The sequence below is a fragment of the Mesorhizobium sp. RCAM 05099 genome (assembly GCF_059683685.1).
Genome location: NZ_CM185035.1, coordinates 2,251,827 through 2,275,883, shown reverse-complemented (window position 1 = coordinate 2,275,883; position 24,057 = coordinate 2,251,827). Strand labels below are relative to the sequence as shown.

Here is a 24,057-nt window from a genome sequence, read left to right as displayed (position 1 = left end):
CGCCTGACCTGATCCTCAGCCCATTGCCTGGAACCTGATTTCACCCCTGTTGAGGAAACAGGTCTTGTTGAACAGCGACAGATCCAGCGGGTTCGGCAACCGGACATCGCCGATATCGGGACACGGCTTCTTCGCCGGATCGTATGAGCGGTCGATCTGCGAGATGAAGACGAGGATCAACCCCCTGTCGCGCGCAAAGGCCTTCAGCGTGCGGACCTGCGCCATCAGGTCCGGGTTCTCCCGCTTCTGATCGAGCAGTTGCAGATAGTCTATGACCACCAGCGTGCCGCACGCCGCCGCCGCCAACGCCCTGACGATGTAGTCGGCACTGATCGCGTCGGAATTGTCGAATTCGAACAAGTGGTTGAAATGCGCCGGCTCCGCCCCGATGGCGCGAAACCGGTCCAGCACATCCTTTTGCGTGTACTCCAGCGTGAAAAAGACACCCCGATTGCCGGACTTCATGGCCTCCACCGCGAGTTCGAGGCTCATCAGGGTCTTGCCGTGCCCTGGTCGCGCGCCGACCAGAACCAGGTCGCCGGGCGCCAGTTGCGCGAACAGTCCGCCGGCAGGCGCCGTTTCGGCTGCCTTGCTTGCGAGCAGGCTCCAGCTGGCAAAGCCTTCTTGTGCCGCAATACGGTCGAGCGCTTCGTGGAGCGGAACCTTGCCCTCGCGGGACAACAACCTGGCTTGACGCTTCAGCCTGTGGACAGGCGCGGATAGCTTCATCACAACCTCCTGGTGCGAGCCGTCTTCGCAACCCCTCCTTATGCCTGGTGCTCGAACAGTCGGTTCGGTGGTCGGATAGCCCCGCATGAATGATGCTTTCCCAGCGGAGGGAGGAGGCGCGGGCCGCGCCAGAATCAAATCATAGCCCAATCCTTGAGGATCGAAAATCGGGGATGTTCACAGCGGGCAATTTCGGCATCGACATGCGGGGCGCTGAACAAGATGTGTTTCGCCGATTGGCGCAAGGCCATTTATGATGGATTCACGGCGGCAACACCCGCAAGGACTCTGGAATGACCTCGACAGGAGAATTGATCCGGTGCGGTTGAAATCTGTCCCGCTGGGTGTCGTCACCAGCCTCGTCCTCGTCATCATCGCCTTGACGGCATCGGTCCGGTCTTTTGCCGCATTGCAGCCATCGGGCGTTCCGGCCTGGCTGCAGGCTCATGTCGGCGAAGGCGAAGGTCAAATCGCACAAGTGGTGCTGGAGCGGGCCCGCGCGCTTTACCTGAAGAAGGTAGGCGAAGGCGCCGTCAAGAATCCCTGCTACTTCGCCATGGACGCGACACGCCCCGGCGACCTGGGCAATGGCGAACTAGGGCGCCGCTACTACATCATCTGCGAAGCCAACCAGTCGTTTCGCGCGGTTTCGGCGGGTCACGGCGGCGGCCGGAATTTGAAAGGCGTCGTCGATTTCGCGAATGGAAGACGGTGCGCGAAGAACTTCGGCAATGCGATGGATTCGGAATTGACGGCCGGCGGGGCCTACATGACCGGCGAGGAGAAAACATCGTTCAAGGGCTACTACCGCGTCGGGGCGAAACAGGACGCGGTTTTCCAGCGCACCTTCGTGCAGTTTGACGGCGAAGGCGAAGCCGCCAACGCCAGACAGCGGGTGATCGGTGGCCACGCGGCCCAGGTGCTGCGCGGCATGTGTTTTCGGAAAAGTCCGAACCGCTCATATGCCGACCATGATGGCTACGTGCCGTTTGGCAAGCTGGTGGATTACGCCGGCGGCCGCAGCAATGGCTGCACCAGTTGGTCACCGGCGGATGCGGAGCGGATCGTCCCGATGGTGAAGGACAATCCGACCACGCTCTATATCTATCCTGAATCACGCGACATCGCCGCCATCGCCCAAGCGGTGGCGGCCGGTCGTTCGCTGTCGGGTGCCGGACCCTATTGGAATGCATCCTGCCTGAAGGAAATCGGCTCTCCGAAATTCTGGCCGCGAAAGACCCTCGAGCCAATCATCGCGCAATACAAGAAGGATCATCCGGCACCGCCGCCCCAGCCGGTGCCGATTTGCAAGGAACCGTGAGGTTCGCGCTCCGATAGACCGCGAACCTCACGCACTGTGTTGGCTACGCGCTCCCGTTCAGCGCACAAAATCGAGCACGACCTGCATGAAGTCTGCGGGGTATTCAATATTCGACAGGTGAACCGCCGGCAGAGAGCGGGAAATCGCCTACTGCAACAGACCCTTGACGATCCCGCTCGCCTTGCCGAAATCCATCTGGCCGGCATATTTCTGCTTCAGCGCGGCGATCACCTTGCCCATGTCCTTCTGGCTGGCGGCTCCCGTCGCCGCGATCGCCTCGCGCGCCGCCGCCGCTATTGCGGCGTCGTCGAGCTGCGTCGGCAGGAAGTCGCGGATGATCTCCATCTCGCCGCGCTCCTGCGCCGCCAGCTCAGGCCGCTTGCCGTCGTCGAATGCCTTGGCCGATTCCTCGCGCTGCTTCACCATCTTGGCCAGGATCTGCAGGATCTCCTCGTCGCTGGCCGGCTGCTTGCCGGCGCCGCGATTGGCGATGTCGCGGTCGTGGATGGCGGCCTGGATCAGACGCAGCGTCGGCAGCCGGTGCTTGTCCTGCGCCTTCATCGCGCTCTTCAGGGATTCGGCGATTTTTCCGCGCATGGTGCTTTCTCCTTCGATCGGCGCGGACAATAGCGCCGGGGACAAGCCAACGCAAACCCTGATATGTCAGGGCAAGCCTCTGATATTGCTTGATGAAATAAATCCAAACGGCATTTCGCATCATCATTGACCGCTCTGCCCCGTTCCCCTATGTACTGGGCCTTGCATGAACTGAAGATAAGGTGCGTGGAAGCCGCGAATTCGCTGCTTTGCGCGGTTTGCTGCGCGGATGGCCCGCCGGGCCGATTGAAACGCACAGCCCGATAGGAGTGCCGCTATGGCCGAGATGACGCCCGCCTGGACCACAGACAAGCCGACCGCCCTTCTGGTGCTGGCCGACGGCACTGTCATCGAGGGTCGCGGCCTGGGCGCCACCGGTTCCGCTGTCGCCGAAGTCTGCTTCAACACCGCGCTCACCGGCTACCAGGAAATCCTCACCGACCCGTCCTATGCCGGCCAGATCGTCACCTTCACCTTCCCGCATATCGGCAACATCGGCACCAATGACGAGGACATCGAGGATCTCAATCCGGCCGCCCGCGCCGGCGCCGTCGGTGCCGTGTTTAAGGCCGATGTCACCAACCCCTCCAACTATCGCGCCGGCACCGGTCTCGACCAGTGGCTGAAGAAGCGCGGCATCGTTGCCCTGTCGGGCATCGACACCCGCGCGCTGACCGCGCTGATCCGCGAAAAGGGCATGCCCAATGCCGTCATCGCGCATGCGCCGGACGGCGTGTTCGACCTCGACGATCTGAAGCGGCGCGCCGCCGCGTGGTCCGGCCTGATCGGGCTCGATCTCGCCAAGGAGGTCACCTCGGGCCAGTCTTCCGTGTGGCGCGAGACGCCATGGGTTTGGAACGAAGGCTTTGGCGAACAGGCCGAGCCGTCCATGCATGTCGTGGCCATCGATTATGGCGTCAAGCGCAACATATTGCGCCTGCTCGCCGGTCTCGGCGCCAAGGTCACCGTGGTTCCGGCCAGCACCGGCGCCGAGGAAATCCTCGCCATGCAGCCGGACGGCATCTTCCTGTCCAACGGCCCCGGCGACCCGGAAGCCACCGGTGATTATGCCGTGCCGGTCATCCAGGACCTGCTCAAGACCGACATCCCGGTGTTCGGCATCTGCCTCGGTCACCAGATGCTGGCGCTGGCGCTGGGCGGCAAGACCGCCAAGATGCATCAGGGCCATCACGGCGCCAACCATCCGGTCAAGGACCACACGACAGGCAAGGTCGAGATCGTCTCTATGAACCACGGCTTTGCCGTCGACGCCGACTCGCTGCCCGAGGGCGTGGAGGAAACCCATGTCTCGCTGTTCGACGGCTCGAACTGCGGCATCGCACTCACCGGCCGTCCGGTGTTCTCGGTCCAGCATCACCCCGAGGCTTCGCCCGGCCCGCAGGATTCGCACTATCTGTTCCGCCGCTTCGTCAATCTGATCCGCGAAAAGCGCGGCGAGGAATTGCTGGCCGAGCGGGCTTAACTCGATCCCTTAGCGCTGCCCCCCTCACGGCTCATATCTGTGCTCCATCCTTCGCCACGCCGGTCGTGACATTTCCGAGCGCCGCCGGCCTGGCCACTTTCGTGACGAAGACGATGAGCGCCAGCATCAGGAAACATGCACCGACGAGATAGGGCGCGCCACCGAACACGACCGGCGCGTTCGGCCCCGTGAACCAGGAAAAGATCGCCGTATAAAGCAGCGGCGTGATGATCGAGGTGATCGAGAAGATCGAGGTCATCGCGCCCTGCAGTTCGCCCTGCGCCGAAGGCGGCACCTTGGCGGCGGCAAGGCTCCTGAGCGGCGGGTCGGCCAGCGCTTCGAGACAGCCGACGACGATCACCGCATAAATCATCCAGCCTTGCGTCGCGAAGGCATAGCCAAAGGCGCTGAGCGCCGTGAACGCGAGACCGATTGCTGCCGTCTTCCACTCGCCAAGCCTGGGGATCACGCGCGGCAGGACCGTCGCCATGACGATCGCCCCGCACAGGCCGAAGGCGCCGAGCGAAAAGCCGATCTGCTGCTGGTTCCAGCCATAACGGTAGCTGGAGACAAACGACCACACCGCCGGGTACATCATGTGCCCGAGCGTCATCAGGAAGAAGACAAGCCCGATCCAGCCGATGCCTTCATACCTGCGCATCTGGAGAAGCGTGCCGACCGGATTGGCGCGTTTCCACTCGAAGCGGCGGCGGTGCTTGTCGTCAAGCGTTTCCGGCAGGAAGAACAGCGCGATCAGGAAGTTCGCGAACGCAAGGCCGGCGGCAAAATAGAACGGCACGCGCGGCCCGAACGTGCCGAGCAGCCCGCCCAGAACCGGCCCGATGACGAAGCCGACGCCAAAAGCGATACCGAGCAGGCCGAAATTCTTCGCCCGGTTCTCATCGGTCGAGATGTCGGCGATGAAGGCCGATGTCGTCGAATAGCTGGCGCCCGAAATGCCGGCCAGCACACGCCCTATGAACAGCATCGAGTAGGACCAGGCGACGGCGCAGATCAGATTGTCGATCGCGAACGTCAGCACGGAGGCGAGCAGGATCGGCCGCCGTCCGAACCGGTCGCTCAACCCGCCCATGACGGGCGCGAAAAAGAACTGCATGGCCGCATAGACGAAGAACAGCCAGCCGCCTTCGATCGCCGCCTCGCTAATGCCGACGCCGGTCAACTCCCTGAGATAGGCGGGCAGCACCGGCATGATGATGCCGAAGCCGATGATGTCGAGCAGCAGCGTGGTGAAAACAAGCGCGAGGCCCCGCCTGGCGGTTTTGGGGTCGATCATGATGGGTCAAGCTCCTCTGCTCGCCCTGGGGCGCAGGCGGACGCACCTTATAGGCGAGCCCGCCGCAAGGAACAATAAGGGAACAGGCAGGAAAAGTTGATCCTGACTCTCCCTGACGGCATCTTTGCCATCGGATCAGCGTTGGGAAACGCGCGCCCGAGACTGTTTCGAAATTCGCTGTGGCGAGCCATATGGTGGTGGTTTCGAGAACCGGAGCGCAGCGACATTTGGTCCGTGAGCACCGGAACCGCGGAAAACGCCGCTAGAGGGCCGCCAGAGTAGAATCTCCAGACAGTCTCCTCAGATCGGCCCGCTCAGCGTGTTGCAGTCCGAAAGCTTGCCGCTCTTGTAGCCGCGCGCCAGCCAGGTCTGCCGCTGCTGCGAGGTGCCGTGGTTGAAGCTTTCCGGCACGACATAGCCCTGCGTCTTCTTCTGCAGCGTGTCGTCGCCGATCTGCTTGGCGGCGTTGAGCGCGCTTTCGATGTCGCCCTGCTCCAATATGCCCTTCTGCGCGGTGTAGTGCGCCCACACGCCGGCGAAGCAGTCGGCCTGCAGCTCGATGCGCACCGACAGCTGGTTGGCATCGGCTTCGCTCATGCCCTGCCGCATCTGGTTGAACTTGGACATGATGCCGGTCAGGTTCTGCACGTGGTGGCCGACCTCATGCGCGACGACATAGGCCCGGGCGAATTCGCCGGAAGCGCCGAACTGCTGGTCGAGTTGCTGGAAGAAGGTCATGTCGAGATAGACCTTGTGGTCGCCGGGACAATAGAACGGACCGGCCGCCGCGGAGGCAAAGCCACAGGCCGAGCGGACCTGGCCGCTGAACAGACTCCTCGGTCTCGGCCAGCACGGTGGCCACGAACTGCTTCATCTCGTCGTTGGCGGGCGTTCCAGCGCCGCTGTCCTGGCCACCACCACTGTTGTCGGTGATTTGACCGTCGCCGCCCGGCGCCAGTCCGCCATCGCCACCACCCAGGATCGTCGACGGATCGAAGCCGAAATACCATCCGGCAAGCACCACCAGGATGACGAGGAAGATGCTGCCACCGCCGCCGGCACGACCGCCGATCGGAATGCGGAACTGGCCGGGGCTGCCGCCGCCGATACCGCCGCCGCTGTCGCTGCGGTCGTCCTCGATGTTGTCACTCTGACGACGGCCTCTCCAGAGCATGGCAACTCCTCGTTCTGCAAACTTCCCCGTTGTGCCGGCACGGCCGGTCCAACCCAACAAACAATTATCGCAATGGTTGCGCCAAGTCACAGCATTTTTCGTGACTTGGGACGTTGCTGGCATGCGCGCTTCACCGCTCTGGCCGAGCCCGGGGAAGGCCTGTAGCATCGCCCGCGAACGGAGGGACAGGGCGCTTGCGAACGATCGGCTGGATGATGTTCTTGCTGGCACTGAGCTGCCTGGGCTTGCGGGCCGCCGGCGCCGTGACGCTCGATTCCAGCGTCGCCGTCACCGATCCCGCCACCTTGCAGGCGCTGGAGCGCGGCGGCCTGTCGATCAGCCGCCTGCTCGGGCCCGCCCTCGGCCTCACCCGCGAGGTCGACAACCGCGGCCTGTTTTCGGTGCCGGCGCTGGCCACGGTGCGCGACACCGTCAAGCAACAGATCGGCGACGAGCCCAAGACCAGCCCCGACCCCTATGTCGCTGATATGGCGAAGTCGAACGACACCAGCCAGAAGTTCAATCCGAAATACATCGATGACGACGGCTCGACGCTGGACCTGACCGGCGTCGTCAACCGCATGGATCGCGGCTATCTCGGCCATACCGAATGCGGCGAGATCCGGCTGATCTACCGCTTCCATTATTCGGTCGCGGAAAAGGCGGCCAAGGGAAAGGGGACGCAGCGCATTTCCTCGCGCCTGCCGCTGACCATGAGCCTTGTTTTCAACGCCAAGCCGAGACAGGCGCAGGCCCGCGCCTCGAAGGACCTGCCAAGCGCAACGGACGTGTCCTGCGCCGAAATCGCCAGGCGCTGGCTGGCCGCCGGTCAAAAGGACCTGCCTCCCGAACAGCTTGCCGCCTGGCTGCGCTCCGGCGAAGGGCCGCTGTCCGGCGCCATGCTGAACGCGGCGCAGATCATGCGGCTCGAACTCAACATGCAGGTGCTGCGCCTGTCGGCCTCGACGCGGCGCGATTTCGGCGGCCACGCCGAGTACCTGCTGAAGATCTTCAAATGGGATCCGGCCACTTCGAGCTTTCATGAATCGAGGATGGAGAACCAGATCGACCGGGCGACTGTGCTGGCCGACAAGCCGGCCTTTGCCAAATGGCTGCTCACCGACCGCAACATCTACGACCTCGACCATGGCCGGCTGGTCATTGACGAAAAGTTCCTGGCAAAAAGCGCCGTCTCGGTCGCGCCCGGCGGGCTGAGCCGGTCGCAGAACAACATCGCCTACGGGCTGGTCGATGACGACGCGGTAGACAAGGCGTTGAAAGACTACGTCGCCGGGGGCAACACGCTCGCCACCATCAAATCGGTGGCCGGCTTCGATTTGCGGCTCAACGAGATGAGTTGCACCGGCTGCCACCAGACGCATGGCATTGCCGGCTTCCACTATACCGGCGCCGATCCCGCCAGCGAGCCGCGCCGCAATGCCGTCTTCGTGCCGGGCTCGGCCGTCTTCTTCGCCGACCTGCCGCGCCGCCGCGCCATCGTCGAGCAGTTCGCCGCCGGCGGGCATCCGGATTTCAGCAAAGGCTTCGCCGCGCGCCCTGACCAGAAATATGCCGAGGCGCTGAAAGGCACCGACCTCTACAATGGCTGGGGCTCGATCTGCTATCGCGGCGAGGATTTGAGCTTCAAGGACTGGACCTGCGGCACCGGACTGCGCTGCGCCGGCGTGCACGAGAGCGCCATCCATCCGGGCTTCGGCACCTGCGTCAGCGAAGCCGGCACGGCGGTCGGCGATCCGGTCGAGTTCGGCGAGATCAGGATGTCTAGCTGGGGCAACGACAAATATTGCCGCCTGTCGCCGGCCACCGCCAAGGACTGCGCCATCGATCCGGCGCGCGACAAGAAGCCGGTGGTGAAGCTTGCCGGTTACGGTGCCGCGCGGCAGCGCTACGATAATCCGCAACAGAAGACCGGCGGCTTTCCCGGCGGCATGCTGCGCAAGGCAAGCTGCGACAAGCTTCCCGACGAAGCGACGTGCGGCCGGCTCGCCAAGACCGGCTTCAACGACTGCGTCGCGTCGGGCAAGGACCACAAATATTGCACCAGGGAATTCACCAAGACCGCCGGCCTGCGCGCCTGCGACAAGGCGCATCCCTGCCGCGAGGACTATCTGCACTGCAGGCTACGACGACCTGCCGCAAGCGAAACCGGGCGAAGGCACCTGCATCCCGCCCTATTTCATCTTCCAGTTCCGCGTCGACGGCCACCCCAGAAGTTGGGTGCAGGATGTGAGGGAGTGAGAGAACGTTTGCCGCAGACAAATTGAAAGGTCCGATGGACCTTTCAAAGGGCTCGAACGCCCGTAGCCATAGCGAAGGGCCAGCGCCCGACAGCCATGATCTGCTGGTGTCATCCTCGATCAAAGGCACAATGACGACGGCTTTTTGTGCAGCCTCCAGCTCGTTGAAAAAGATCGCTCAGCCCTTTTGCTTGGCGCCGGCGCTCTTGCCGTCGGAGCTTTTCGAGCGTTCCTCGAAACGCGCGGCGCCCTTCTTCAGCGGATGACCGGTTTCGGCCTCGGTCTTGCGTTCGTCCTTCGCCGCCGCCTGTTTCAGTCCCTTGGCAGCTTGCTTGCCCTTCGCGGTCGGTGCCTGTTCAACGCCCATTGCTTCCTCCATTGCCGCGCGACAATCGCGCGATATCAGGAGCAACGTGCGTAACATCGGGCGGTTCCGGCAGCCTCTCTTTTGGAAATGGCTGAGCGCCTTAGCGCGTCGTCGTCATCGCCTTGCGAAACGCTTCCAGCGTCTCGGCGCTGACATGGTGCTCGATACCCTCGGCATCGATGCGCGCGGTCTCGGCGCTGACGCCGAGCGAACGCAGGAAGGCCTCCACCGTCTGATGGCGGATGCGGCTCTCCTCGGCGACCTTGCGGCCGGCATTGGTCAGGAACACGCCGCGATAGGGTTTTCTCGACACCAGTCCTTCGGCGCAAAGCCTGGTCAGCATCTTGGCCACCGTCGGCTGGGCGACGCCGAGCCGAGCAGCGATATCGACCTGGCGCGCCTCGTTGCCGTCCTCGATCAGGTCGGCGATCAGCTCGACATAGTCCTCGACCAGCGCGCTGCGACGCGCTTCGCGCGTATGCCGGAATCCTTCCGAATGAACGTCGGCGTCAGGCAGCGGCTTTTCGCGCGGGACCGGTCTGTTCTTCAGCGCCAATGCGCGCTCCTCCTGGGGGCTTGGCCCTCCGTGCATTTATAGCACGGGCTCTGATTCTTCAGGCCGTTTATTTGCATTCCGTCGCAGGCGCAACCGACGTTTCCGATTGCCCCTTTCGCACATCGACCGGCGCCCGGTAAAAAGCACCGACAATGAAATATAGCATATTGCATAATGTTGAGCCATGGCATAGCTTACGGCAGTATCGACCAGTCTCGCGGAAAGCGCCCTTTCATGTCCGAAGCCGAAGCCTCCCGATCCGCATGGCAGTTTGCCAGGCCCGAGGACGACGACCAACCCAGCCTGCGCGAGGTCAATTCTTCCATCGCCGTGCCGAGTTCGGGCGTCTGGTTCCGCCGCCTGTTCGCCTTCATGGGGCCGGGCTACATGGTCTCGGTCGGCTATATGGATCCGGGCAACTGGGCGACCGACCTCGCCGGCGGTGCCCAGTTTGGCTACACGCTGCTGTTCGTCATCATGCTGTCCAACCTGATGGCGATCCTGTTGCAGGCGCTGGCGGCGCGGCTTGGCATCGCCACCGGCCGCGACCTCGCTCAGGCCTGCCGCGCCTATTATCCCCGCCCCGTCAATTTCGTGCTGTGGATCGCCTGCGAACTGGCCATCATCGCCTGCGACCTGGCCGAGGTCATCGGCACCGCGATCGCACTGCAGCTTCTGTTCGGCATTCCCTTGGTTGGCGGCGCCATGCTGACGGCACTCGATGCCTTCCTGGTGCTGCTCCTGATGAACAAGGGGTTTCGTTACCTCGAAGCCTTCGTCATCGCGCTTTTGATCATCATCTTCAGCTGCTTCGCCATCCAGATCTTTTTCGCCGCGCCGCCGGCCGGCTCGATCCTGCATGCCATGTTCGTGCCGTCATCCGAGATCGTCACCAACCCGGCCATGCTCTACATCGCCATCGGCATCATCGGCGCCACCGTCATGCCGCACAATCTCTATTTGCACTCCTCGATCGTGCAGACCCGCGCCTATGAACGCACCGACAAGGGCAAGCGCGACGCCATCAAATGGGCAACGACGGACTCGACCATCGCCCTGATGCTGGCCCTGTTCGTCAACGCCTCGATCCTGATCGTCTCCGCGGTCGCCTTCCACGGCACCGGCCACCAGGATGTCGCCGAGATCGGCCAGGCCTTCGAGCTGCTGTCGCCGCTGCTTGGCCTCGGCGTCGCCTCGATCCTGTTCGCCGTGGCGCTGCTCGCCTCCGGGCTGAATTCGACGGTGACGGCGACACTGGCCGGCCAGATCGTCATGGAAGGCTTCCTGCGCCTGCGCATCCCCAACTGGGCGCGCAGGCTTCTGACACGCGGCATCGCCATCGTCCCGGTTGTGGTGGTCACCGCGCTCTATGGCGAAAAGGGAACCGGCCAGCTGCTGGTGTTCAGCCAGGTCATCCTGTCGATGCAGTTGCCCTTCGCGGTCATCCCGCTGGTGCAGTTCGTGTCCGACAGGAAGAAGATGGGCAACCTCGCCATTCCGCGCGGCGTTGCCGCACTCGCCTGGGTGGTCGCGGCCGTCATCCTGGTGCTCAACTTCAAGCTGCTCTACGATACGATGTTCGGGGTCGGCTGAGTCCGGCCTCGCCCGGACATCGGCGCCCCTGCCACCAAGCGGTCTCGCGACAAGCCGGCAATCCGCACTATCATCCTGCGCACCATGAGCAAGATCGAAGATGTCAGGAAATTCTATGCCCGGCTGATGGCGGCCAACGCGGCCTCGTCCGACCCGCGCCTGGAAGCGGTTTTCGCCAGCGTGCCGCGTGAAGCGTTTCTCGGTCCCGGGCCGTGGACGGTCATCGCCGGCGGCGGCAAGATCATCACGCCGAGCGCCGATCCGGCTCACATCTACCAGAACGTTCTGGTGGCGCTGGACGCCGACAAGGGCATCAACAATGGCGAGCCGTTCCTGCATGCCATGTGGATCGGCAAACTTGCGCCAAAACCCGGCGAGGCCGTCTCTCATATCGGCGCCGGCACCGGCTACTACACCGCCCTGCTGGCCAGGCTGGTTTCGCCAGGCGGCGCCGTCACCGCCTTCGAGCTGGACGACAGACTGGCCGAGATGGCGCGCAAAAACCTCGAGACCTATGGCAATGCGACGGTCGTCCATGGCGATGCCGTCACGACACCGCTGCCGCCATCCGACATCGTCTATGTCAACGCCGGCGTCGTCGCCCCGCCGGCCGGATGGCTGAGGGCCTTGCGCCCCGGCGGCCGCATGATCTTTCCCTGGCGTCCGGCCGAGCGCGTCCCTCTGGCGGTGCTGGTGACCCGCACCGAAAAGGGCTTCGCCTGCGATCCATTCATGCGCTCGTGGTTCATTCCATGCTTCGGCGCGTCGGCAGCAAGCCTCGCGGCGAAAATCCCGACGCGCGACCAGGCCGCGCGCAGCCGCTCTATCTGGCTGACGCGGGACAAGGCGCCGGACCGCACCGCGACAGCGATCTTCGGCGACGTCTGGTTCTCATCGCGCAGCCTCGATGCCAAGCCTCACGGTTGAACCATGGCGGCTTTGCCAAAAAACCGCATGGCGTTGTCGGACCGATGAGCGGTCGCCCGTCCTTGGGCTGAAGTCCGGCCACGACGGCGTGGATTGAAGAAAATGGGAGCATCGGAATGAGAAAGATCATCGCCGCGACATTCGTCAGCCTCGACGGCGTCATGCAGGCGCCGGGCGGTCCGGAAGAGGATCCGGTCGGCGGCTTCAAATTCGGCGGCTGGACGTTCCATTACTTTGACGAGGTTGGGGGCGCGGCAATGGAGGAACTCTTCTCCAAACCTTTTGCGCTGCTGCTCGGCCGCAGAACCTACGACATCTTCGCCGCGTATTGGCCGTATCAGAACGATCCGATCGCCGATGCCTTCAACCCTGCGACCAAATATGTGGCGACGCATCGGCCGGATTCGCTCACCTGGCAGAACACGCAATCGCTTGGGCCGGATATCGTCGCGACGGTGCGCCGCCTCAAGCAGGAGGATGGACCTGACCTGCTCATCCAGGGATCGGGCAATCTGATCCAGACCCTGCTCGCCAACGGGCTGATCGACGAGATCCGGCTGATGATCTTCCCTTTGTTGCTGGGCAAGGGCAAGCGGCTGTTCGGCGATGGCGCGATGCCGGCCGCCCTCAAGCTTGTCAAGTCGCAGACTTCCAGCACCGGCGTCATCATGGCGACCTACGAGCGCGCTGGCGAGATCGAGGTCGGCTCATTTGTCACGGGCGAGCCATCCGACGCTGAACTCGAGCGGCGCAAGAACTGGAAGTAGCTTTGCAAGACCTGGGTTCCTCGCCCCCGCCAGAGCGGGGGAGAGGTGGCCGCGAAGCGGCCGGAGCGGGGGCTTCGTAGGGCGGATGCTTTATGAGAGCTTGGCACCGCAGCGCCAATCCCCCTCTCCGTCTCGGCTTCGCCGAGCCACCTCTCCCCACATTCGTGGGGGCGAGGAACCCGAGTTCTGCAGCCACTCAAGCCGCCTGCGGCCGCCTAGCCAACCCATCGCGGATGTGGCGCGCGAATTCCTGCGCGGCGGGACCGACGCCATGCCTTGGCAAATGCAGGTTGATGGCAAAATTCGGCAGCGGTGGCAGCCCGGAGTCGAGAGGCAAGATGTCGAGATCGGCCGGCACGGTCGAGGCGAGCCAGGTGGTGACGGCGAGATCCGAGCGGACAGTCGCCGTCGTCGCGTCGATGTTGCCGTTCTCGAACACGGTGCGCCATTCGAGCCCGTGCTCGCCGAGCGCCGACAGCACAGCTGGTCGGAAGGCACAGGTGTCGGCGACGATCGATACCGGCAGCGGCCGCTTGGCGCGGGCAACGCCGCCCTTGGCGCCGACCCAGACCAGCCGGTCGATGGCCAGGCACTCGCCGGCTGACGGGCCAACACGTTCCTCGATTACCGCAAGGTCGATGGTTCCGGCCGCAAGTGCCGCCACAAGCTCCGGCGACGAGGCGCAGACCAGCGAGATCTCGACCTGCGGGTAGGTCTCGGCATAGGTCTTCAACACCGGCGCCAGCAAGGTGCCGACAAGATCGTAAGGCACGCCGAGCCGCACCTGGCCGGCCACCTGGGTGCCCACCATCTCGGCCCATATCTCGTCATTGAGGCCAAGCAGGCGCTTGCCCTTGCCGAACAGCCTTTCGCCGGCGCGCGTCAGCCGCAAGCCGCGCCGGTCGCGCTCGAACAGGCTCGAGCCGAGCGCCTCCTCCAGCCGCTTGACCTGCTGGCTGACGGCGCCTTGCGTCAGATGCAGCGCGTTGGCGGCCGCCGTCATACTGGCCTTGTCGGCGACGGTCACGAAGGTGCGGATCAGTGCCATGTCGAGGTTTCGGATCATGGCTGCATTATGACTTCTAATGCCAACCATGGCAAACATTGCATTTACTGAAGTTGACGCGCAGCTACGGTGCTCCTTCGACAGAGGAAGCCGCATGCTCGAGTCCATCACCCCCCTCGTCCTGTTTGCCATCGTTGCCACCACCACGCCCGGCATCGCGACGACATTGTCGACGGCATCCGGCGCGCAGTTCGGCTTTCGCCGTTCCGTTCCGTTGCTGGTCGGCAGCGCCGCCGGCCTCGCCACCGTGACGGGCGCCGCCGCCGCCGGTCTCGCCGGCCTGCTGCTTGCGGTGCCCTCGCTGCAACTGGCGATGAAGATCGCCGGCTCGCTCTATCTCATCTGGCTGGCGATCAGGATCGGCCGCAGCGGCCCGCCCAATCTGGACGTGACCATGGCCAGACCGAACAGCTTTCTCGGCGGCGCCGGCATTCAGTGGATGAATCCCAAGGGCTGGGCGATGGGGCTGGGCGCGGCGGCCTCGTTCGCGGCTCTCGCAAGCGGCCCGCTGCAGCTTGCGCTGCTGCTCGGCGCCACCTTCGGTCTCGCCGCCGCCGCCTCGCTGTCCATCTGGTGCGTGGCCGGCATGCTGCTTGCCCGCCTGCTCAAAACCGAGTGGCAATGGCGCGCACTCAACATCGTGCTGGCGCTGGTGCTGGCCGCCTCGATCATTCCGATGTGGCGGTCGGCTTAGGATCCGGTTCCTCTCCCCCACGGATGTGGGGGAGAGGAACCCAAGTCCTGCGAGGTCGGCGCTACCTACCTCAAGCCGCGTAGCGCGCTGCCGGCTTGTTGGCGTGCAGGCTGCCGAAAAAGCCCTGCCTGGCGCCAAGGAAGGCATCCAGCTTGGCCGCATCGGCGAGCCCCGGCGCAGTCACGGCTTCGCCCTCGGCCAGGCCGACAAGGGCGGCGTCGACCAGATCGTCGGCGCTCATGACGATCTCCTGCGGAACGTTGTTGATGTCGCTTCCGGCGGCTTCCCAGAAATCGGTCCGGGTGGCCCCCGGCAGCACGACCTGCACCGTCACCTCGGTTCCCGCGACTTCGCGCTGCAGGGCCTCGGTGAAGTTGACGACATAGGCCTTGGTGCCGCTGTAGATGCCGCCGAACGAGGTGTCGAAGGCGAGCACCGAGGCGATGTTGACGATGGCGCCGCGATTGCGTGCGATCAGGCCGGGCAGCACGGCACGGGTCAGCCGCGTCAAGGCGATGACATTGACCTTGATCATGCGCTCGGCCACATCGGCGTCCGCCGTCGCGACCACTTGCGCACCGCCCAGGCCCGCATTGTTGACCAGCAGCGTCACGCTGTCGTCGGCGGCGATTGCCTGCTCGACGCGGCGGACGTCATTGTCGTCGGCGAGATCGGCGCTGATCACGCCGACCTTGTGGCCGTATGCATAGCGCAGCTTCTCCGCCAGTTCCTCGAGCCGGTCGGCGCGCCGCGCCACCAGCACCAGATCATAGCCCTGCCCCGCCAGCCGGTCCGCATAGACCGCGCCGATGCCCGACGAGGCTCCGGTGACGACCGCCGTGCCCTTGTTGCTCTGCCCACTCATTGTCCTGTTCCTTCTACGATTGATTTGCCTGGCGCGGCACCGTGGGCAATCGCCCTCGCCTTGCCGGCAAAAGTGCTCTGATTTCATTTAGTGGCATATACCACTAATGACGAAGTAGGCATATGCCACTATCTTGTCAATGATCGCATCGGAGATTATTTGTGGGCTGCGATCCGACATCACGTCGCCGTCGCCAAGGACCCACCATGTTGAAAGACGCCCTGCCCGGACTGACCCTCTGCAACAACGCCATGCTGCGGCGCGCGGCACGCAAGCTCGGCCAGTTCTACGATGATGTGCTGGCGCCGTCGGGGCTGAAGGCCACGCAGCAGGGGCTGCTCTACCAGATCCATATCGGCGGCGAGCCGGCCATGGGCGCCATTGCCGCTGCCCTGGTCATGGACCTGTCGGCGCTTGGCCACACGCTGAAGCCGCTGATCCGTGACGGCTTTGTCGAGACCTTCGCCGATCCCGCCGACCGCCGCATCAAGCGGGTGCGGCTGACGCCTCGGGGCCTGGTCAAGCTCGATGAGGCGATGAAGCTCTGGCACGTCGCCCAGCAGCGTTTCGAGGATGTGGTCGGCAAGGATCAGGCGGCAAGCCTGCGCGCGGCGCTGGACGGCATCGCCACGCTGGATTTCGATCTGCCGCCGGCCGGCTGAGCCGACCGGCGTTAAACACAGACCCTATTCCGCCGGCATGGCGACCGGCCTCGCCAGCATCCGGCCGGCGAGCACGATGCCGAGCCCGACGATCGGGAAGGCCGCCGCGACCAGGCCGAGATCGGCCGGCGCGCCGTAGCGCAGCACGCCACCGCCAACCACGGCGCCCAGCGCCACGCCGAGATAGAGCGCAGAGCCGTTGAGCGACAGCACGATCGGGGCGGCGTCCGGCGCCAGCTTGATGATGCGGCTGGCCTGCGCCGGCGGGAACGCCCAGCCGACGATGCCCCACGGCACCATCATCGCCATCAGCGCCGGCCCGGCGATGTGCTGCGGCAGGAAGGTCGGGATGACCGAGAGCATCACCAGCATGGCGGCGCTCAGCGTCAGCGACCAGCCGACGGTGCGGGTGGCGCCGAAACGATCGGCCGCTTGCCCTCCGGCAATGTTGCCGATGACGGCGCCGACGCCGAAGGCGAGCAGCATGCCGGGCAGCGCGATCTGGCTGAGCCCGCCGCCCTCGATGGCGAGCGGCGCGACATAGGCAAAGACGGTGAAGGCGCCGGTCAGCGCCAGCAATGTCGTCACGAGGATCGGCATCACGCCGGGACGCATGGCCGCGGCAAGCCGCCGCCTGAGCGACAGCCTGGTGCCGACGATGCCGCGCGGCAGCCGGTACCACAGGATGGCGCCGGCGAGCGCGCCAAGTCCGGCGATGGCATAGAACGTGCCGCGCCAGCCGGCGATTGTCGCAACGAGCGCACCGAGCGGCGCGCCGACGGCGACGGCCACCGTGGTGCCGCCGACGACGACGGCGATGGCACGCGCCCGGTGGTGGTCATCGACAAGCGCCACCGCCGTGCCCTGCGCGGTCGCCGCGAACAGGCCCGACGACAGCGCCATGATGATGCGCGCGATCAGCAGCAGTTCGAAGGAGGAGCTCAAGGCGGCGGCAATGTTGCCGAGCACGAAGAACACCAGCGTCCACAGGATGACGCGGCGGCGGTCCCATTCGCCGGTCAGCGTCGCCAGGATCGGCGTGCCAACCGCATAGGCGAGCGCGAAGGCGGTGATCAGCGTGCCGGCCAGCGGAATGGATATGCCGGCATCCCGGGCGATGTCGGGCAGAAGGCTGGAGATGACGAAGCCTTCGGTCGAGATCGTGAACGATCCGAGCGCAAGCCAGAAGAGGCGCTTGTCCATGGCTGATACCCTTAGTTCAAAAGTTATTGAACAATTGGACATAACAGGGCATGTTGTCAATGAAGTCAGGGAAAATAGCTGAACTGTCCTGACAGCCCTGTGTCAGCATGGATCGCAAAACGGAGAAGCAGTGTGTGCGGCCACGGCGGAACTGACGCGTTGAAATCGGCCGGAACTGTGCTTAGGTTCCAGCCATGACCTTGCCTCACCCCAATACCGACCAGATCAGCCTGCCGATCGTGCTTGGCGTGCTCGGCGACCCGACGCGCCTGGCGATCGTGCGCTATCTCGCCAGCAAGGAAGGCGTGCCGTTGAACTGCAGCCAGTTCCTCGATCTCGGCTCGAAGACCAATCTGAGCTATCACCTCGCCAAATTGCGCGAGGCCGGCGTCACCCGCGCCGAAGTGGTCGGCACCAGTCGGATGATCACGCTACGCCGCGCCGACCTCGACGCCCGCTTCCCCGGCCTGCTCGACAGCGTCATCGCGGCGGCCGGAGATGATCCAGCATTGCCCGCGGTCGGCGGCCACGACATCGAGATTTCTGCCTGAGGGCATCGGAACCGCCAATCGTAGGAGCGGATTTCGCAGAACCTGGGTTCCTCGCCCCCACGAAGGTGGGGGAGAGGTGGCTCGGCGAAGCCGAGACGGAGAGGGGACCTTGACGCCCCTCACCCCTTCAAAGAAGCTTCATTTTTCTTCAATGCGCCGCGTGCGAAAGGCCCCCTCTCCGGCCGCTTCGCGGCCACCTCTCCCCCGCTTTGCGGGGGCGAGGAAACGGTGCCTCACCCCACGGAGCCCAGAAAATGCGCATCGCCGTCCTCGCCGATATCCACGGCAATGTCCTGGCGCTGGACGCCGTGCTTGAGGATCTCAAGCGGCGTGGCGGCGCCGAGCTGGCCGTCAATCTTGGCGACAGCGTTTCCGGCCCGCTGTGGCCGCGCGAGACGTTTGAGCGGCTGCAGGCGCTCAACCTGCCGACGGTGCGCGGCAACCACGACCGCCGCGTTGCCGCCGATCCGGCCGACGAGACCATGTGGGCGTCCGACGTCTATGCGCAGGAACGGCTGACGCAGGCGCAGCGCCAGGTGCTTTTCGCGCAGCCCCTCACCTTGGAGATCGCGCCCGGTGTCATCGCCTTCCACGCCCGTCCCGACCATGACGAGAAATATCTGGCCGACGCGGTCGTCGACGGCCAGTTGGTGCGCGCGCCGCTGGCGGCGATCCGGCGGCGGCTGAAGGCGCTCGACCCCGCCTGCCGCATCGCGCTGTGCGGCCACAGCCACCGCGCGGAGCTGATCCGCGTCCCCGATGGCCCCATCATCTTCAATCCGGGCAGCATCGGTTGCCCTGCCTATGACGATGCGACGCCCCCGGCGCATGTTTCTCAGCAAGGCTCGCCGCATGCGCGCTACGGCATCGTCACATTGGGTGGCGCCGGCCAGCCCGACCGCTTCGATTCCATCGCCGTCGACTACGACCATGAAGCCGCGGCGCGCCAGGCCGAACAGGCGGGCCGGCCGGAATGGGCGCACGCACTCAGGACGGGATTCATGCCGGGCTGAATGCCCTTGCATTCATGCCCCCAGGCTGGGCGAAGCTCATGCCGGGCTGAACGCTCTTGCGTTCATGCCGGGCTGAATGCCCTTGCATTCATGCCCACAGGCTGAGCCAGGCTCATGCCTCAGACTGATCCGGTTCAGCCCCCTGAATTTTCGGGCTTACATGGCGGCGCGTCGTCCCTTATAAAATCGGCCCGGCATGTGGCGCGGTTCGACCTGCCGCCGCATGGTGACTTGAGTATCAGCGCACGGCCACATGATGAGGCGCACAGTTACGCTCCGAACAACCCTGCATGCGCTGATTGCCGCCCCGCTAGTGATGGCGGCATGGCCGGCCATGGCCCCCGCGCAGGCCGAAGAAGCGCAGGACATCGTCATCTCGATCGTGACTGGCCTGGCGCCGAACGATCTCCTCAACGTCCGCGTCGCCGCATCGGCGATCGCCAAGGTCCAGATGCGGCTGGACGCTGGCGCCAGCGTCACCAATCTCGGCTGCAACGACGTCAACGGCCACAAATGGTGCAAGATCGCGGCCACCGACAACCCGAAGCTGAGCGGATGGGCGCCCGCGCGCTACCTGATCCCCCTCAATCCGGCTGCCTATGTCGAAGGCGCCACCGGGACAACGGAGGCCGACCCGGCAGCAAACGGGTCCGCCGCTGCTTCCAACCAGCCGGCGCCGGCACTGCCGCCAGACCTCTCGGCGCGGCTGGGTGGTGACGGGCAGGCCGCCTCTGAATCGCCAATGGAATCCGCCGCCATCACCGCCATGCAGGATGCCTACGGCCTGGCGCTGGCGGCGAATGAAACCCCGCCGACCGGAGAGATCCAGGACCCCGCGCCAACCCAGCCGCAGGATGCCGCTGCTCCTGCCTCCGGAGCAGTGGAAATCCCCTGCGCGCGCTATGTCGGCCAGCCGATGACCGGCTGCGAAGCGAGCGTCACCCGCAATGGCACCGACAAGGCCGACGTGACCGTCACCTGGCCCGATGGCGGCACGCGCGTCATCTCCTTCTCCGCCGGCCTGCCCGCCGGCTCGAACGCCGACGGCGATTTCCGCTTCACCCGCGAGGGCAGCCTGAACATGATCCGCGTCGGCGTGTCCGAACGCTTCGAGATCCCGGATGCGGTGGCGTTCGGAGACTAGGGATTAGGCAGTAGGCAATAGGCAGTAGGGGTGTACGTTCACGGCGCTTGAAAAGCCCTACTACCTACTGCCCAATCCCTACTGCCTAATCCCACTGCCTCCGCTCGCATTTTCGGGGTTACATCGGGCAAACTCTTCCCTATAAGGCCCTCCTAGCCTGATACCAGAATCGCGAGCACAACCGGCCGGGTCTTCCCGTCCCGGTTTTTTGTGCAAGCCGCCCGCCGAACGGACCTACGCCATGCCAAGACGCACCGACATCAAGTCGATCCTGATCATCGGGGCCGGCCCCATCGTCATCGGCCAGGCCTGCGAGTTCGACTATTCCGGCACCCAGGCCTGCAAGGCGCTGAAGGAAGAAGGCTTCCGCGTCATCCTGGTCAATTCCAACCCGGCCACCATCATGACCGACCCGGAACTGGCCGACGCCACCTACATCGAGCCGATCACGCCTGAAGTGGTGGCCAAGATCATCGCCAAGGAACGGCCCGACGCCCTGCTGCCGACCATGGGCGGCCAGACCGCGCTCAACACCGCTTTGTCGCTGCGCCGCATGGGCGTGCTCGACCGCTACAATGTCGAGATGATCGGCGCCGACGCCACGGCCATCGACAAGGCCGAGGACCGTGCTTTGTTTCGCGAGGCCATGAAGAAGATCGGGCTCGAAACGCCGAAGTCGATGCTGGCCAACGCTACCGACGTCAAGAACGCCGACCGCAAGATGCACGAGGCCGAGCGCGCCGCCGTCAAGGCCGAGGCGCCCACCGATCTCGACGCCGCGCTCGACGCGCTGGAAACGCGCTGGAACCTCGGCGAAGGCGACCGCAAGCAGCGCTACATCAGCCATGGCATGGCGATCGCCGCCCAGGCGCTCGACCATGTCGGCCTGCCCGCCATCATCCGCCCGTCCTTCACCATGGGCGGCACCGGCGGCGGCATCGCCTACAACCGCGCCGAATTCTACGACATCGTCCAGTCCGGCCTCGACGCCTCGCCGACCACCGAAGTGCTGATCGAGGAAAGCGTGCTCGGCTGGAAGGAGTACGAGATGGAGGTCGTCCGCGACAAGGCGGACAATTGCATCATCGTCTGCTCGATCGAGAACATCGACCCGATGGGCGTGCATACCGGCGACTCGATCACCGTCGCCCCTGCGCTGACGCTGACCGACAAGGAATACCAGATGATGCGCAACGCCTCGATCGCGGTGCTGCGCGAGATCGGCGTCGAGACCGGCGGCTCCAACGTGCAGTTCGCCGTCAACCCGGCCGATGGCCGCCTCGTCGTCATCGAGATGAACCCGCGCGTCTCGCGCTCCTCCGCTTTGGCTTCGAAGGCGACCGGTTTCCCGATCGCCAAGATCGCCGCCAAGCTCGCCGTCGGCTACACGCTGGACGAGCTGGAGAACGACATCACCGGCGGCGCGACGCCCGCTTCCTTCGAGCCGTCGATCGATTACGTCGTCACCAAGATCCCGCGTTTCGCCTTCGAGAAATTCCCCGGCGCCGAGCCGGTGCTGACCACCGCCATGAAGTCGGTCGGCGAGGTCATGGCCATCGGCCGCACCTTCCAGGAATCGCTGCAGAAGGCCTTGCGTGGTCTCGAAACCGGCCTGACGGGTTTGGACGAGATCGAGATCCCCGGCATCGGCCACGGTGCCATGGCGGCCAACCATGCCGACGACCGCAACGCCATCCGCGCCGCCCTGGGCACGCCGACGCCCGACCGGCTGCGCATGGTGGCGCAGGCGATCCGCATGGGCACGTCGCTCGAAGACGTGCACGCCATGTGCAAGATCGATCCGTGGTTCCTCGAACAGATCGCCGGCATCCTGGCCATGGAAGCGCGCATCCGCGAGCACGGCATTCCGCAGGATGCCGTCAATCTGCGCATGCTGAAGGCGATGGGCTTCTCCGATGCCCGCCTCGCGTCGCTGACGAAGACCGACGCCGAAGTGATTGCGAAGATTCGCGAAAAGCTTGATGTTCATCCGGTTTATAAGCGCATCGACACCTGCGCGGCCGAGTTCGCCTCGCCCACCGCCTACATGTACTCGACCTATGAGGTGCCCTTCGCCGGCGCCCTCGCCAACGAGGCGAAAGTGTCGTCGCGCAAGAAGGTCGTCATCCTCGGCGGCGGCCCCAACCGCATCGGCCAGGGCATCGAGTTCGACTATTGCTGCTGCCATGCCGCCTTCGCCCTGCGCGACGCCGGCTATGAAGCGATCATGATCAACTGCAACCCCGAGACCGTGTCGACCGACTACGACACCTCGGACCGTCTCTATTTCGAGCCGCTGACGGCGGAGGACGTGCTGGAGATCCTGCGCGCCGAACAGGCCTCTGGAGAGCTGGTCGGCGTCATCGTCCAGTTCGGCGGCCAGACGCCGCTGAAGCTCGCCGACGCGCTGGAGAAGGCCGGCATCCCCATCCTCGGCACCTCGCCCGACATGATCGATCTGGCCGAGGACCGCGACCGCTTCCAGAAGCTGCTGCACAAGCTCGGCCTGACCCAGCCGAAGAACGGCATCGCCTATTCGGTCGAGCAGGCCCGCCTCGTCGCCGGCGAGCTCGGCTTCCCCTTGGTGGTTCGCCCCTCCTATGTGCTGGGCGGCCGCGCCATGCAGATCATCCATGACGAGAGCATGCTGCAATCCTACCTGCTCGACACCGTGCCCGGCCTGGTGCCGGAGGACATCAAGCAGAAATACCCCAACGACAAGACCGGCCAGATCAACACGCTCCTCGGCAAGAACCCGCTTTTGTTCGACACCTATCTCAGTGGCGCCATCGAGGTCGATGTCGACTGCCTCTGCGACGGCAAGTCGACCTTCGTCTCCGGCATCCTGGAGCACATCGAGGAGGCCGGCATCCATTCGGGCGACAGTGCCTGCTCGCTGCCGGTGCACTCGCTGCCCTCGGAACTGGTCGACGAGCTGGAGCGGCAGACGGCGGCACTTGCCCGCGCGCTCAATGTCGGCGGCTTGATGAACGTGCAATATGCGATCAAGGACGGCACGGTCTATGTGCTGGAGGTCAACCCGCGCGCGTCGCGCACCGTGCCCTTCGTCGCCAAGACCATCGGCCGTCCCATAGCGAAAATCGCCGCCCGCATCATGGCCGGCGAGACGCTGGAAGACGCCTTCGCTCATTACGGCGCCATGCCCGACCCGAGGAACCCGGGCCACATCGCGGTCAAGGAAGCGGTGTTCCCCTTCGCCCGCTTCCCCGGCGTCGATATTCTGCTCGGCCCGGAAATGCGCTCGACCGGCGAGGTCATGGGCCTCGACCGCGACTTCGCGCTCGCCTTCGCCAAGAGCCAGTTGGGGGCCGGCGTCGACTTGCCGCGCTCCGGCACGCTGTTCGTCTCGGTGCGCGACGAGGACAAGAAGGGCATATTGCCGGCGGTCAAGCGCCTGGCCGGCCTCGGCTTCAAGGTGCTGGCCACCTCGGGCACACAGCGCTTCCTCGCCGAAAACGACGTCGTCGCGGAAAAGATCAACAAGGTGCTGGAAGGCCGCCCGCACATCGAGGACGCCATCCGCAACCGCCAGGTGCAGATCGTCTTCAACACGACTGATGGCCAGAAGGCGGTGTCTGACTCCAAGTCGCTGCGCCGCGCCACGCTGATGCAGAAAGTGCCGTATTACACGACGCTGTCGGGCGCGGCCGCGGTGGCGGAGGCGATCGCGGCGCTGAAGGCGGGAAGCCTCGAGGTGAGGCCGCTGCAGGAGTATTTTGCCTAGAGCCTGTTCCATCCCGACGGAATCGGGATGGGGCTCTATCTCTCT

Annotated in this window: 20 protein-coding genes and 1 pseudogene; 12 read left to right on the top strand and 9 right to left on the bottom strand. The window is 64.8% G+C overall.

All coding sequences use genetic code 11. The annotated features are described in order from the left end of the window. Positions 1-15 precede the first annotated feature (15 nt). Entirely contained in the window at positions 16-729 is a 714-nt protein-coding gene (locus tag AC56QQ_RS11170; protein ID WP_497127061.1) for a DNA helicase, read from the bottom strand. Positions 730-1,048: 319 nt separating this feature from the next. Here AC56QQ_RS11170 and AC56QQ_RS11165 point away from each other — a divergent pair, with 319 nt between their 5' ends. After that, the gene (locus AC56QQ_RS11165; RefSeq protein ID WP_497127058.1) at positions 1,049-2,050 is read left to right on the top strand and encodes a hypothetical protein; all 1,002 of its coding nucleotides are present in this window, start codon (positions 1,049-1,051) and stop codon (positions 2,048-2,050) included. 147 nt (positions 2,051-2,197) lie between these two features. Here AC56QQ_RS11165 and AC56QQ_RS11160 read toward each other — a convergent pair whose 3' ends face one another. Next, complete coding sequence (locus tag AC56QQ_RS11160) at positions 2,198-2,647, bottom strand: GatB/YqeY domain-containing protein (protein WP_256753725.1); 450 nt, start codon at positions 2,645-2,647, stop codon at positions 2,198-2,200. Positions 2,648-2,924: 277 nt separating this feature from the next. Here AC56QQ_RS11160 and carA point away from each other — a divergent pair, with 277 nt between their 5' ends. Beyond that, on the top strand, positions 2,925-4,130 hold the full coding sequence (gene carA, locus AC56QQ_RS11155; RefSeq protein ID WP_497127055.1) for a glutamine-hydrolyzing carbamoyl-phosphate synthase small subunit: 1,206 nt from the start codon (positions 2,925-2,927) through the stop codon (positions 4,128-4,130). Between the two features lie 31 nt (positions 4,131-4,161). On the opposite strand, the gene AC56QQ_RS11150 is transcribed toward carA, so the two are convergent. Together AC56QQ_RS11150 and ypfJ are read right to left on the bottom strand one after the other, a co-directional pair. Then, a complete protein-coding gene (locus AC56QQ_RS11150; protein ID WP_497127052.1) occupies positions 4,162-5,427 on the bottom strand; it encodes a TCR/Tet family MFS transporter in 1,266 nt (421 codons plus the stop codon). 300 nt (positions 5,428-5,727) lie between these two features. Continuing rightward, positions 5,728-6,601: pseudogene (gene ypfJ, locus AC56QQ_RS11145) on the bottom strand (KPN_02809 family neutral zinc metallopeptidase). Between the two features lie 194 nt (positions 6,602-6,795). Here ypfJ and AC56QQ_RS11140 point away from each other — a divergent pair. Next, on the top strand, positions 6,796-8,886 hold the full coding sequence (locus AC56QQ_RS11140) for a hypothetical protein (RefSeq protein ID WP_497127050.1): 2,091 nt from the start codon (positions 6,796-6,798) through the stop codon (positions 8,884-8,886). A gap of 151 nt (positions 8,887-9,037) precedes the next feature. On the opposite strand, the gene AC56QQ_RS11135 is transcribed toward AC56QQ_RS11140, so the two are convergent. Further along, the gene (locus AC56QQ_RS11135) at positions 9,038-9,226 is read right to left on the bottom strand and encodes a hypothetical protein (protein WP_140774647.1); all 189 of its coding nucleotides are present in this window, start codon (positions 9,224-9,226) and stop codon (positions 9,038-9,040) included. A gap of 100 nt (positions 9,227-9,326) precedes the next feature. After that, complete coding sequence (mntR, locus tag AC56QQ_RS11130) at positions 9,327-9,782, bottom strand: manganese-binding transcriptional regulator MntR (RefSeq protein ID WP_489862724.1); 456 nt, start codon at positions 9,780-9,782, stop codon at positions 9,327-9,329. A gap of 234 nt (positions 9,783-10,016) precedes the next feature. Between mntR and AC56QQ_RS11125 the strand changes: the two genes are divergently transcribed. From AC56QQ_RS11125 to AC56QQ_RS11115, 3 genes are all read left to right on the top strand, one after another. After that, positions 10,017-11,375 carry an Nramp family divalent metal transporter gene (locus AC56QQ_RS11125; RefSeq protein WP_497127048.1) on the top strand — a complete coding sequence of 453 codons (1,359 nt, stop codon included), beginning with the start codon at positions 10,017-10,019 and terminating at the stop codon, positions 11,373-11,375. Positions 11,376-11,459: 84 nt separating this feature from the next. After that, positions 11,460-12,302 (top strand): protein-L-isoaspartate O-methyltransferase family protein, encoded by an 843-nt coding sequence (locus tag AC56QQ_RS11120; protein WP_497127046.1) that lies wholly within the window; start codon positions 11,460-11,462, stop codon positions 12,300-12,302. Positions 12,303-12,418: 116 nt separating this feature from the next. Next, positions 12,419-13,069 (top strand): dihydrofolate reductase family protein, encoded by a 651-nt coding sequence (locus AC56QQ_RS11115; protein WP_497127045.1) that lies wholly within the window; start codon positions 12,419-12,421, stop codon positions 13,067-13,069. A 196-nt stretch (positions 13,070-13,265) separates the two neighbouring features. Here AC56QQ_RS11115 and AC56QQ_RS11110 read toward each other — a convergent pair whose 3' ends face one another. Beyond that, positions 13,266-14,135 (bottom strand): LysR family transcriptional regulator, encoded by an 870-nt coding sequence (locus AC56QQ_RS11110; protein WP_497127043.1) that lies wholly within the window; start codon positions 14,133-14,135, stop codon positions 13,266-13,268. A 94-nt stretch (positions 14,136-14,229) separates the two neighbouring features. On the opposite strand from AC56QQ_RS11110, the gene AC56QQ_RS11105 reads away from it, so the two are divergent. Then, positions 14,230-14,829 carry a LysE family translocator gene (locus tag AC56QQ_RS11105; protein ID WP_497127041.1) on the top strand — a complete coding sequence of 200 codons (600 nt, stop codon included), beginning with the start codon at positions 14,230-14,232 and terminating at the stop codon, positions 14,827-14,829. Between the two features lie 70 nt (positions 14,830-14,899). On the opposite strand, the gene AC56QQ_RS11100 is transcribed toward AC56QQ_RS11105, so the two are convergent. After that, positions 14,900-15,694, bottom strand: coding sequence for an SDR family NAD(P)-dependent oxidoreductase (locus AC56QQ_RS11100; RefSeq protein WP_497127039.1), 795 nt, complete (start codon positions 15,692-15,694; stop codon positions 14,900-14,902). Positions 15,695-15,900: 206 nt separating this feature from the next. On the opposite strand from AC56QQ_RS11100, the gene AC56QQ_RS11095 reads away from it, so the two are divergent. Then, complete coding sequence (locus tag AC56QQ_RS11095) at positions 15,901-16,356, top strand: MarR family winged helix-turn-helix transcriptional regulator (RefSeq protein ID WP_497127036.1); 456 nt, start codon at positions 15,901-15,903, stop codon at positions 16,354-16,356. Positions 16,357-16,380: 24 nt separating this feature from the next. Here the strand turns inward: AC56QQ_RS11095 and AC56QQ_RS11090 are convergent, their stop codons facing one another. Beyond that, a complete protein-coding gene (locus AC56QQ_RS11090; RefSeq protein WP_497127034.1) occupies positions 16,381-17,559 on the bottom strand; it encodes an MFS transporter in 1,179 nt (392 codons plus the stop codon). Between the two features lie 194 nt (positions 17,560-17,753). On the opposite strand from AC56QQ_RS11090, the gene AC56QQ_RS11085 reads away from it, so the two are divergent. From AC56QQ_RS11085 to carB, 4 genes are all read left to right on the top strand, one after another. Continuing rightward, entirely contained in the window at positions 17,754-18,110 is a 357-nt protein-coding gene (locus tag AC56QQ_RS11085; RefSeq protein WP_091579340.1) for an ArsR/SmtB family transcription factor, read from the top strand. A gap of 254 nt (positions 18,111-18,364) precedes the next feature. Then, entirely contained in the window at positions 18,365-19,123 is a 759-nt protein-coding gene (locus AC56QQ_RS11080; RefSeq protein WP_497127032.1) for a metallophosphoesterase family protein, read from the top strand. A gap of 334 nt (positions 19,124-19,457) precedes the next feature. Next, positions 19,458-20,267 (top strand): SH3 domain-containing protein, encoded by an 810-nt coding sequence (locus tag AC56QQ_RS11075; RefSeq protein WP_497127030.1) that lies wholly within the window; start codon positions 19,458-19,460, stop codon positions 20,265-20,267. A gap of 241 nt (positions 20,268-20,508) precedes the next feature. Then, entirely contained in the window at positions 20,509-24,012 is a 3,504-nt protein-coding gene (gene carB / locus AC56QQ_RS11070) for a carbamoyl-phosphate synthase large subunit (RefSeq protein WP_497127028.1), read from the top strand. Positions 24,013-24,057: the final 45 nt, after the last annotated feature.